The organism is Nocardiopsis sp. L17-MgMaSL7, from assembly GCF_003182025.1.
Lineage (GTDB): Bacteria > Actinomycetota > Actinomycetes > Streptosporangiales > Streptosporangiaceae > Nocardiopsis > Nocardiopsis prasina.
The window spans coordinates 453048-464452 of record NZ_QGTF01000002.1 but is presented as its reverse complement, the minus strand read 5'-3'; the positions used below and the strand labels follow the sequence as shown (position 1 = coordinate 464452).

Here is an 11405-nt window from a genome sequence, read left to right as displayed (position 1 = left end):
CGGGCGGCTAACCTGGTGTGATCCAGCCAGACACGATGTCCGCCGATCGAAGGCCCACACCATGTCCGTCGAAAGCCTCTTCCCGCGTCTCGAAGCCCTGCTGCCCCAGGTGAGCAAGCCGATCCAGTACGTGGGCGGTGAGCTCAACTCCGTGGTCAAGCCCTGGGACTCCGCGCGGGTGCGCTGGGCGCTGATGTATCCGGACGCCTACGAGGTGGGAGTGCCCAACCAGGGCGTGCAGATCCTCTACGAGGTCCTCAACGAACGCGAGGGCGTGCTGGCCGAGCGCGCCTACGCGGTCTGGCCGGACATGGAACGGCTGATGCGCGAGCACCGCGTCCCGCACTTCACCGTGGACTCCCACCGGCCGATCCGCGCCTTCGACGTCCTCGGTCTGAGCTTCGCCAGCGAGATGGGCTACACCAACATGCTCACCGCGCTGGACCTGGCGGGCATCCCGCGCCGCACCGCGGACCGCACCGAGGAGGACCCGGTCGTCCTGGCCGGGGGCCACTCCGCGTTCAACCCCGAGCCCATCGCCGACTTCCTGGACGCCGTGGTGCTCGGTGACGGCGAGGAGATCACTCTCGCCATCACCGAGATCATCCGCGAGTTCAAGGAGGAGGGCGCCCCCGGCGGACGGGACGGCCTCCTCCTGCGGCTGGCCGCCACCGGCGGGGTGTACGTGCCGCGCTTCTACGACGTGGCCTACCTCGACGACGGGCGGATCGCCGGGTACGCGCCCAACCGCGCCGGTGTGCCGGACACCGTGCAGAAGCACACCGTGATGGACCTCGACCAGTGGCCGTACCCGAAGCGGCCCATCGTCCCCACGGCGGAGTCGGTGCACGAGCGGTACAGCGTGGAGATCTTCCGGGGCTGCACGCGCGGCTGCCGGTTCTGTCAGGCCGGGATGATCACCCGGCCCGTGCGCGAGCGCAACCAGGAGACCGTCCAGAGGATGGTGGAGGAGGGGGTGAAGGCCTCCGGCTTCCAGGAGGTGGGTCTGCTCTCGCTCTCCAGCGCGGACCACAGTGAGATCGGTGACATCGCCCGCAACCTCGCCGACCACTACGAGGGCACCAACACCGGCCTGTCCCTGCCCTCCACCCGCGTGGACGCCTTTAACATCGACCTCGCCAACGAACTCACGCGGAACGGCCGCCGCTCCGGGCTGACCTTCGCCCCCGAGGGCGGCAGCGAACGCATGCGCCGGGTGATCAACAAGATGGTCACCGAGGAGGACCTCATCCGCACCGTCACCGCCGCCTACGCGGCCGGGTGGCGCCAGGTGAAGCTCTACTTCATGTGCGGACTCCCCACCGAGGAGGACGAGGACGTCCTGGCCATCGCGGACCTCGCCACCGAGGTGATCCGGACCGGCCGCGAGGTGACCGGGCGCAAGGACATCCGCTGCACCGTCTCCATCGGCGGGTTCGTCCCCAAGCCGCAGACCCCGTTCCAGTGGGCGGCCCAGACCTCGCACCAGGACGTGGACGCCCGGCTGCGCAGGCTACGGGACCGGATCCGCGGCGACCGCAGGTACGGGAAGTCCATCGGGCTGCGCTACCACGAGGGACGTCCGTCGATCATGGAGGGCCTGCTGTCCCGGGGCGACCGCCGGGTCGGCCGGATCGTCGAGGAGGTGTGGCTCGCGGGCGGCCGGTTCGACGGCTGGAGCGAGCACTTCTCCTACGACCGCTGGATGAGGGCGGCCGAGGCCGGGCTGGCCGGGACCGGTGTGGACGTGGACTGGTTCACCACCCGTGAGCGCGACGAGGACGAGGTCCTGCCGTGGGACCACCTCGACGCCGGGCTGGACCGCTCCTGGCTCTGGCAGGACTGGCAGGACTCACTGCACGGCGAGGAGTCCCTGGAGATCGACGACTGCCGTTGGAACCCCTGCTACGACTGCGGTGTGTGTCCCACCATGGGCACCGAGATCCAGATCAACGACCAGGCCGGGGGCCGCCCGATGCTGCCCCTGACCGTGGTCTGAGACGGGGGCCGGGCCGGTCCCGCCGGGGGCGGGGCCGGTCCCGCGAGGGGCTGGTGAGGTTCGTGGGTACGGCGACCGCACCCGGGAACCGGGGCAATCAGTGTGTGATGGGGGAAAGGGAGTAGGATTCGCGCTCCGGGCGCCCTCCGCGGTGTGGCTCGACCTCGTCGTGTGCCGTTGGCACCGGGGGAGCGTCCGGGGGAGAAGGTGTACGGCCCGGCGCCCCGCTCGCGCCGGGCCGTACGTGAAGTAAGACTCGCGGGGGATACCGGGGGTTGCCATGGTTGCGGGATTTCTTTGGATTTTTTTTCCGCACCCCCGTGTTCTGGTGGTGAACGCCGGTTCAGTGCCCGCTCGGACCCGGTCGGGACTTTTCGATCGGGGGCCGTCGGGGGAGGTACCGGTATGCGTGTCCCGCTTGGCTCGTGTGCACTTCGGCGCACCGTACGCTGAACAGGACGAGGAACAGCCCCTGAGGGCCGCCACAGACGGCCCTGAACCAAGGGGGCACTGAGGAAAGGAGTTGAGCTGCCCCCCGCACACGAGGGCACCACCTCACCCTCCACCGCCAACCCCGGCCAGAGGCTGCGCGTCCGCTACGCCAAACGTGGACGCATGCGCTTCGCGAGCCACCGGGACATAGCCCGGGTACTGGAGAGAGCCCTGCGCAGGGCCTCGGTTCCCGTGGCCTTCTCCGCTGGCTTCTCACCACACCCCAAGATCTCCTACACCGGTGCGGCCCCCACCGGGGTCGCCAGCGAGGCGGAGTATCTTGAGCTCACCCTGGCCGAGGCACGCCGACCCGAACAGGTCAGGACCGCGATCGACGCGGCGATGCCCGACGGGATCGACGTGATCGAGGTCGTCGAGGCCGGGACCCACGGCCTGGCCGACCGGCTCGAGGCCTCTCAGTGGCGCGTGGAGATGGCGGACGTCGACCCCGACGACGCCGCCAGGGCGGTGGCCACCTATCTGGCCGCCGAGAGCGTCGAGGTGGAACGGATGACGAAGAAGGGCCGACGCCGCTTCGACACCCGCCCGGCCGTCCTCGATATCGACGTGTGTCACCGATCCCATGGGCGCGTCCCAGGGGACCGACACGCGACATATGCCATACTTCGAATGGTCATACGGCACACGACACCTGCTGTACGACCAGACGACGTGCTGACCGGCCTCCGCCAACTGGCCGACCTCGCGCCGCCGTCATCACCGACGATGACCAGGCTGGCGCAGGGGCCACTGGACGAGGCGACAGGTGTGATCGCTGATCCGTTCGACGCGGACCGACCCGAGGCTCCCATCACTGAGAGCGCCGGGACCGCGCACGACCAGAAGAACGATCGACGCACCCGCTCACCACGGACGTCATCGCCCATGACGGGATCTTCGTCATGAAGGGCCCCAAAGTGGGGAACATGGGCGAAACCACAGGACTTTGCCCCGACGGCACACCGGTGTCGTCGGCGCTGACACAGCGACGACAGCGCTCGTGAGCCGCGCCACCGACCGATGAGGTCGCGGTGCGCCCGAGTGCTTTGACGGGAGACCGCCCGGATGCTCGAGAACGAGCCCAACAACGGTGCCGAAGGCGCCGCGGGTACAACTGAAACAACCGAGAACACGGCGGCGGCGCCCCCTGCGGGGGACGGTGCGGTGCGGGTGACCACACCCGCGCCGGCCAAGGGCGCTCGCCGCGCGGCAGGACCACCCCCCGAGCCCGACGACGTCTTCTCCGCGCCCACCGCGCCGGTCACCAAACTGGCCGGTTCCGGAGAGGTCGGCACCGTCAACACCTCGGTGTCCGCGAGCTCCCGCAAGCGCACCGTGCGCGCGGCGGGCCGTCCGGACGACGCCCCGGCCGCCGCGCAGCGCCGCACGCGTGCCCGCGCCACGGCCGAGAAGGCGAGCGCGCCCGCTCCGGAGCCCGCTGAGGTGAAGGAGCCCGCCGAGACCGCGGGCGACGCCAAGGAGCCCAAGGAGACCGGACGCGGCCGTACGCGCGGAAGGACACGCTCCCGCTCCGCCAAGACCGTCGAGGCACCCGCCCCGGAGGCCGTCGAGGAGACCGAGGAGGCCCCCGCCGAGACCGGCGGCGCCGTCTTCCAGCCTCCCGGCGCCATGCTCTTCCAGCCCCCGGTGGCCAGTGCCGCCGTCCAGACCCGCCCCAAGGCCGAGCCGGTGGTCGAAGCCGACACCGAAACGGACGAGGACGAGGACGACACCGAGGACGAGTCGGCCGAGGCCCCCGCCGAGGAGACGGGCTCCGACGAGCGCCCCAGCCGTCGCCGTCGCCGCCGCGGCGGCCGTGGACGCGGTCGCTCGCGCGGCGCGGAGGACTCCGACAACGACGAAGGCGACTCCGCCGCGTCCGAGGACGACACCAGGGACCAGCGCGGGGACGACCGGGCGGCCGCCGAGGAGGACGACTCCGAGGACGAGTCCGCCGAGGGCGAGCGCGGCGGCAGCCGTCGCCGTCGTCGCCGTCGTCGGCGTTCGGGATCCGGGGGCGACTCCACCAACGACGACCCGCCGAACACCGTGGTCAAGGTGCGCGAGCCGCGCCAGGAACGGCCCATCGAGAACGAGGTGCAGGCGGTCCGCGGCTCCACCCGCCTCGAGGCCAAGAAGCAGCGCCGCCGCGAGGGGCGCGAGCAGGGCCGCCGCCGCGCGCCCATCGTCACCGAGTCCGAGTTCCTGGCCCGCCGTGAGGCGGTCAAGCGCGACCTGGTCGTGCGCCGGACCGGCGACCGCACCCAGATCGCCGTCCTCGAGGACGACATCCTGGTCGAGCACTACGTCGACCGCGCCACCCACCGTTCCTACGTGGGCAACGTGTACCTGGGCCGGGTGCAGAACGTCCTGCCGTCGATGGAGGCCGCCTTCGTCGACATCGGCAAGGGCCGCAACGCCGTGCTGTACGCGGGCGAGGTCAACTGGGACTCGTTCGGCCTGGACGGCCAGCCCAAGCGCATCGAGTCGGTACTCAAGTCCGGCCAGTCGGTCCTGGTGCAGGTCACCAAGGACCCGGTCGGCCACAAGGGTGCTCGCCTGACCAGCCAGATCAGCCTGCCCGGCCGCTACCTCGTGTACGTGCCCGGCGGTTCGATGACCGGCATCAGCCGCAAGCTCCCGGACAAGGAGCGCGCGCGCCTCAAGACCATCCTCAAGAAGGTGATGCCCTCCGGTGCCGGTGTGATCGTGCGCACGGCCGCCGAGGGCGCCAGCGAGGAGGAGCTGGAGCGCGACATCACGCGTCTGGCCAAGCAGTGGGACTCGATCAAGCGCAAGTCCAAGTCGGCCAACGCCCCGTCCCTGCTCAACAGTGAGCCGGACCTGACGGTGCGCGTGGTGCGCGACGTCTTCAACGAGGACTTCTCCAGCCTGGTCGTCTCCGGCGACGAGGCCTGGACCACCGTCCACGAGTACGTGGACTACGTGGCGCCCAACCTCTCCGAGCGGCTGTCGCACTGGGACGAGGACCGCGACGTCTTCTCCGCGTACCGGATCGACGAGCAGATCAACAAGGCCCTGGAGCGCAAGGTCTGGCTGCCCAGCGGCGGTTCGCTGATCATCGACCGCACCGAGGCCATGACCGTGGTCGACGTCAACACCGGCAAGTTCACCGGTCAGGGCGGCAACCTCGAGGAGACGGTCACCAAGAACAACCTGGAGGCGGCCGAGGAGATCGTCCGCCAGCTCCGCCTGCGTGACATCGGCGGCATCATCGTCATCGACTTCATCGACATGGTGCTGGAGTCCAACCGGGACCTGGTGCTGCGCCGGATGCTGGAGTGCCTGTCCCGTGACCGGACCAAGCACCAGGTGGCCGAGGTCACCTCGCTCGGACTGGTGCAGATGACCCGTAAGAGGGTCGGCCAGGGCCTGCTCGAAGCCTTCTCGCACACCTGTGACCACTGCAACGGTCGCGGCCTGCTGCTCTCCGGCGACCCGGTGGAGAACAAGGGCGGCGGCGGTGGCGGCACCGGCGGACGCAAGAAGAAGAAGGGCAAGGGCGACGCCGAGTCGACCGGGGACAAGGCGTCCTCGGGTGACAAGGACGCCTCGGGCAAGGCGGACAGGTCCGACAAGCAGGACGGCGACGACCTCCCCGTGAACGGCGAGGAGGCGGCCGACCAGCCCGTCGAGCAGGCCGAGAAGCCCGCCAAGGCGGAGAAGGCGGAGAAGACCACCAGGAAGAGCCGTGGCCGCAAGGCAGCGGAGCCGGTGGCCGCCGGAGCCGACCAGCCCGAGTCGGCTCCCTCTGGCGAGTCCGCTCCGGCCGAGGCTCCGGCCGCCGAGGAGGCCGCTCCCGCGAAGAAGACGCGTAAGCGCTCCTCGCGTGCGAAGAAGGTCGCCGAGCCCACTGAGGCGGCCGAGGGGTCCGTGTCGGAGGACAAGCCGGCTGAGGAGCCCGCTGAGGCCCCTGTGGCCGAGGAGGCCCCGGCCAGGAAGACCCGTCGGCGCACCAGCACCCGCAAGGCGGCCCCGGCCGACAGCGGTGAGGGTGAGCAGACACCGGCGAGCGGTGCCGAGCAGGTCTCGGACTCCGACGCCACCGAGACACCCGCCACCGCGGAGGGTGACGCCGACGGCGCCACCGAGCGGCCCAAGCGCCGCCGTACGCGGCGGACCAAGGCGGCGGTGACCTCACAGACCAGTGAGTCCACCGCGGTCGACGTCCGCTGATCAGCGGTCGAGGCGGGACAGCAGTCTGGCCCGGACCCGTTCGTGAACGGGTCCGGGCCAGGGCACGTGTGCGGGCCTGTGTCGGGTCGGTGGTAATCTGATGGACGGTGCGTCGGCGCGCCCCAAATGTTCGCGCGCCCCGAGACCGCAGTGCTCTCCACCAAGGTGGGTTTGTTTCCCTCAGATCCCCGCGCCCCGCTACAGGCGATTCGTGGATCGTGGCATCACGGTCATGAGTGAGCGCATTATTCGTTGAGCGAGCAGGAAGAGAGTTACCCGGTGTACGCGATCGTGCGAGCGGGCGGCCGACAGGAGAAGGTGTCTGTCGATGACGTCCTGAACATCGACAGGGTCTCCGACGAGACCGGCGCCACCCTCACGTGGCAGCCCATCCTTGTGGTCGACGGTGACAATGTCATCAGCGAGGCCGACAAGCTGAGCGGCTACACGGTCACCGCCGAGGTCCTCGGCGAGACCAAGGGCCCCAAGATCAACATCCTGAAGTACAAGAACAAGACCGGTTACAAGAAGCGCCAGGGTCACCGCCAGAAGCACACCCAGGTGCGCGTCACCGGCATCGCGGCGAAGTAGGAGGCCTGGAGAAATGGCACATAAGAAGGGCGCTTCGTCCAGCCGTAACGGTCGTGACTCGAACGCCAAGCGCCTCGGCGTGAAGCGCTTCGGCGGTCAGGCCGTCTCGGCCGGTGAGATCCTGATCCGTCAGCGCGGCACCAAGTTCCACCCCGGTGCGAACGTCGGCCGTGGCGGCGACGACACGCTGTTCGCGCTGGTCGATGGCGAGGTCAAGTTCGCCAACTTCCGCGGTCGCAAGGCCGTCAACATCGTTCCGGTCGCCGCCGAGTAGGCTGCGCCGGCAACAGCGGTTTTTCGGGGGCGGGCCAGGGAACACTGGCCCGCCCTTCGCGTTGTCACTGGTGAGATGACGCATGAGGAGTACCGGTCCACGCCGGGTGGCGGGGACCGCAAGAGTAACGGGGAGAGCTATGCCTGACTTCGTCGACGAGGCGGTCTTGCACGTCAAGGCCGGGAACGGCGGGCATGGCTGTGCCTCCGTGCACCGTGAGAAGTTCAAGCCGCTGGGCGGCCCGGACGGCGGCAACGGCGGCCAGGGCGGCGACGTCGTCCTGGAGGTCGACGCCCAGTCCGCGACGCTGCTGGACTACCAGCGCCGTCCGCACCGCAACGCTCAGAACGGCACTCCGGGACAGGGCGGCCACCGGGCCGGAGCCAAGGGGCAGGACCTGGTCCTGACCGTCCCCGACGGCACCGTGGTCACCAAGGGCGACGGGGAGGTCATCGCCGACCTGGTCGGCCACGGCACCCGCCTGGTCCTGGCCCAGGGCGGCAGTGGCGGCCTGGGCAACGCCGCGCTGGCCTCCAAGAAGCGCAAGGCCCCCGGCTTCGCCCTCAAGGGCGAGGAGGGCGAGGCCTTCGACGTGCGCCTGGAGATGAAGACCATCGCCGACGTCGGCCTGGTGGGCTTCCCCAGCGCCGGGAAGTCGTCGCTGATCGCGGCGATGTCGGCGGCCCGGCCCAAGATCGCCGACTACCCGTTCACCACCCTCATCCCGAACCTGGGAGTGGTGGAGGCGGGCGCGACCCAGTACGTCATCGCCGATGTGCCCGGCCTGATCCCCGGTGCGAGCGCGGGCAAGGGCCTGGGCCTGGAGTTCCTGCGCCACATCGAGCGCTGCTCCACCCTGCTGCACGTCCTGGACTGCGCCACCTACGAGCAGGGCCGCGACCCGGTCAGCGACCTCGACGCCCTGGAGGCGGAGCTGTCCGCCTACAGCGAGCAGGCCGGGGTGGACCTGTCCGACCGCCCGCGCATCGTCGCCCTGAACAAGGTGGACGTCCCCGAGGCCCGCGACCTCGCCGACATGGTCACCCCCATGCTGGAGGAGCGCGGCTACAAGGTGATGGAGGTCTCCGCGGCCTCCCGTGAGGGTCTGCGCGAACTCTCCTTCGCCCTGGCCGAGCAGGTGGCGGCGGCCCGTCAGGCCGCACCGGTCGAGGAGCCCACCCGCATCGTGCTGCGCCCGAAGATGATCGGGGACGTCCCCTTCGAGGTCGTGCCGCTCGGCGACAACTCCTTCCAGGTGCGCGGTGACAAGCCCGCCCGGTGGGTGCGTCAGACCGACTTCTCCAACGACGAGGCCGTCGGCTACCTGGCCGAGCGGCTCAACCGCCTCGGCATCGAGGAGGCGCTGGCCAAGGCCGGTGCCACCCAGGGCGCCGAGGTGCAGATCGGCACGGACGAGGACGCCGTGGTCTTCGACTGGGACAACTCGATGGACGCCGAGGTCGTCCCGTCCGGCCCGCGCGGAACCGACGCCCGGCTGGGCTGACCCGCGCGGGGACCGACCGCTCCACACACCAGCCGGACCCAGACAAGGTACGAGCACGGCGCTCGGGAGGGCGCCGTGCCACGGATGGAAAGCCCCTCGTGGTGCACAGCGCAGACACCCAGCAGCACACCGGCCGACAAGCCGGGCAGAGTGACGTCGACACCCTGGAGTCGGCCGGGCGGGCGGCGGTCGCCGGGGCCCGCCGGATCGTGGTCAAAGTGGGGTCGTCCTCACTGACCACCCCGGACGGGCTGATCGACTCCGGCCGGATCAGGGACCTGGTCGAGGTCCTGGCGGACCGCAGGGCCCTCGGCCAGGAGGTGATCCTGGTCTCCTCCGGCGCGGTGGCCGCCGGGATGGCGCCGCTGGGTATGGCCCGCCGCCCGCACGATCTTGCCTCACAGCAGGCCGCCGCCAGTGTCGGCCAGGGGCTCCTCGTGGCCTCCTACGCCGCCGAGCTGGCCGGGCACGGTCTGACCGCCGCCCAGGTTCTGCTGACGGTGGAGGACATGATGCGCCGGGTGCAGCACCGTAACGCCCAGCGCACGCTGCGCCGCCTGCTGGACATTGGCGCCCTGCCGATCGTCAACGAGAACGACACCGTGGCCACCCACGAGATCCGGTTCGGAGACAACGACCGCCTCGCCGCTCTGGTCGCGCACCTGATGAGGGCCGACGCCCTCGTGCTGCTCTCCGACGTGGACGCGCTCTACGACGGCAACCCCGCCGACGAGGGGACCTCGATCGTGCACCTGGTGCGCGGACGGGACGACCTGGACGGGATCGACATCGGCTCCTCGGGCAAGCGGGGCGTGGGCACCGGCGGGATGGTCACCAAGGTCGACTCGGCGCGCATCGCCACCGAGGCCGGGGTGCCCACCCTCCTGACCTCGGCCGCCAACGTCCGTTCCGCCCTGTCCGGCGAGCGGGTGGGTACGTTCTTCGCTGCCGCTGACGGCCGCCGCCCCTCCGCGCGCCAGCTGTGGCTGGCCCACGCCACGGCGGGGCGGGGCAGCCTGGTCCTGGACCCGGGGGCGGTCAACGCGGTGGTGCGTGAGAAGGCGTCGCTGCTGCCCGCCGGGGTCGTCGGGGTCGACGGCGACTTCAGTGCCGGTGACCCCGTGGATCTGCGCGACGAGCAGGGCACGGTGGTCGCTCGGGGCCTGGTCAACTACGACGCCGCCGAGATCCCGGACCTGATGGGCCGGTCCACCCGGTGGCTGGCCCGGGAGATGGGCCCCTCCTACGAGCGCGAGCTCGTGCACCGCGACGACCTCGTGGTGCTCTGACGGACGACCGCCGAGGGCCGGTCCGGGCCGTGGGTCCGGGCCGGCCCTCGGTGTGTCCGGGCGTTCGATCACCGGCCGCGCCGTCGCCCTTCGCGCACGCCTGTCGTCCGTGCGTGAAAGAGTCCGAGAGAACGTCCCGAGGAGGGTGACACCCATGTCCAGTCTGATGACACACCTGGCGTCGCTGGCCCTCCGGGTCCTGCGCAAACCGACCCTGGAGTCGGTGGAGGACACCCGGGAGTGGCTCCACGAACCCAAGGAGGACGCGGAGCCGCCGCAGTGGCTCAGCGCACGGCACTGGATCACCCGCAGGGAGGTCGGCGGCTTCCCCGTCTACACGGTGCGTCCCCGCAGCGTCGTCGAACCGGAGAGGGCGGTGTTCTACCTGCACGGGGGCACCTACGTCAGCGAGATCGCCGCGTGGCACTGGGTGCTGGTCGCCCGGATCGCCGACGCCGGCTGCCGGGTGGAGGTGCCGATCTACGGCCTGGCACCGGAGCACACCTACCGTGAGGCCTTCCCGTTCGTCACCCGGGTCTACCGGGAACTGACGGAGGACGCCCCGCCGGAGCGCACCCTGATCGCGGGTGACTCCGCCGGGGGAGGGCTCGCGCTGGCACTCACCCAGACCCTGCCCGGGGCACGGCTGCCGCTGCCCGCGAGGCTGGTCCTGATCTCCCCGTGGACCGACCTGACGATGTCCAACCCCGACATCGCGGAGGTGGAGGGGTCCGACCCCTGGCTGGCACCGGTGGGTCTGCTGGAGGCCGCAGGGGAGTGGGCGGACGGGGACGACCTCGCCGAGCCCCGGCTCAGTCCGCTGTACGGGCCGATGGCGGGGCTGCCCCCCATGGACCTGTACATCGGCACCCGCGACCTGCTCCTGCCCGACACACGTCGCCTGCACGACCGCGTCACCGAGGCCGGGGGAGTGGCCGAGCTCTTCGTGGAGGAGGGGGCCTTCCACATCCACCCGCTGGTCCCGGTCCCCGAAGGCGTTGACGCGCGTGACCGGATCATGCGCACTGTCCGGGAGCTGTGAGGCCGCCCCGATGCGGC

At 70.7% G+C, this 11405-nt stretch carries 8 protein-coding genes; all 8 read left to right on the top strand.

All coding sequences use genetic code 11. The features are described 5' to 3' along the window. The first annotated feature begins 61 nt into the window (after positions 1-61). The 8 genes from BDW27_RS04725 to BDW27_RS04690 all read left to right on the top strand — a co-directional run bounded on the left by BDW27_RS04725 (position 62) and on the right by BDW27_RS04690 (position 11388). Positions 62-1999, top strand: a complete 1938-nt coding sequence (locus BDW27_RS04725; RefSeq protein ID WP_017545209.1) for a TIGR03960 family B12-binding radical SAM protein — start codon at positions 62-64, stop codon at positions 1997-1999. 615 nt (positions 2000-2614) lie between these two features. Next, complete coding sequence (locus BDW27_RS04720; RefSeq protein ID WP_233515637.1) at positions 2615-3397, top strand: TIGR03936 family radical SAM-associated protein; 783 nt, start codon at positions 2615-2617, stop codon at positions 3395-3397. 159 nt (positions 3398-3556) lie between these two features. Continuing rightward, positions 3557-6688 carry an Rne/Rng family ribonuclease gene (locus BDW27_RS04715; RefSeq protein ID WP_110048353.1) on the top strand — a complete coding sequence of 1044 codons (3132 nt, stop codon included), beginning with the start codon at positions 3557-3559 and terminating at the stop codon, positions 6686-6688. Positions 6689-6967: 279 nt separating this feature from the next. Then, complete coding sequence (rplU, locus tag BDW27_RS04710; protein ID WP_017545212.1) at positions 6968-7279, top strand: 50S ribosomal protein L21; 312 nt, start codon at positions 6968-6970, stop codon at positions 7277-7279. 13 nt (positions 7280-7292) lie between these two features. Further along, positions 7293-7553 carry a 50S ribosomal protein L27 gene (rpmA, locus tag BDW27_RS04705; RefSeq protein ID WP_026129380.1) on the top strand — a complete coding sequence of 87 codons (261 nt, stop codon included), beginning with the start codon at positions 7293-7295 and terminating at the stop codon, positions 7551-7553. Between the two features lie 139 nt (positions 7554-7692). Beyond that, complete coding sequence (gene obgE / locus BDW27_RS04700) at positions 7693-9057, top strand: GTPase ObgE (RefSeq protein WP_017545214.1); 1365 nt, start codon at positions 7693-7695, stop codon at positions 9055-9057. 101 nt (positions 9058-9158) lie between these two features. Further along, on the top strand, positions 9159-10346 hold the full coding sequence (gene proB, locus BDW27_RS04695; protein ID WP_370446427.1) for a glutamate 5-kinase: 1188 nt from the start codon (positions 9159-9161) through the stop codon (positions 10344-10346). Between the two features lie 154 nt (positions 10347-10500). Next, the gene (locus BDW27_RS04690) at positions 10501-11388 is read left to right on the top strand and encodes an alpha/beta hydrolase fold domain-containing protein (protein ID WP_017545216.1); all 888 of its coding nucleotides are present in this window, start codon (positions 10501-10503) and stop codon (positions 11386-11388) included. The last annotated feature ends 17 nt before the right edge of the window (positions 11389-11405 follow it).

What these genes read in the sequence shown, in the direction of transcription:
- BDW27_RS04720 (WP_233515637.1), top strand. Translation starts at nt 2,615, where the DNA reads ATGCGCTTCGCGAGCCACCGGGACATAGCCCGGGTACTGGAGAGAGCC.
- BDW27_RS04690 (WP_017545216.1), top strand. Translation starts at nt 10,501, where the DNA reads ATGTCCAGTCTGATGACACACCTGGCGTCGCTGGCCCTCCGGGTCCTG.
- obgE (WP_017545214.1), top strand. Translation starts at nt 7,693, where the DNA reads ATGCCTGACTTCGTCGACGAGGCGGTCTTGCACGTCAAGGCCGGGAAC.
- BDW27_RS04725 (WP_017545209.1), top strand. Translation starts at nt 62, where the DNA reads ATGTCCGTCGAAAGCCTCTTCCCGCGTCTCGAAGCCCTGCTGCCCCAG.
- rpmA (WP_026129380.1), top strand. Translation starts at nt 7,293, where the DNA reads ATGGCACATAAGAAGGGCGCTTCGTCCAGCCGTAACGGTCGTGACTCG.
- BDW27_RS04715 (WP_110048353.1), top strand. Translation starts at nt 3,557, where the DNA reads ATGCTCGAGAACGAGCCCAACAACGGTGCCGAAGGCGCCGCGGGTACA.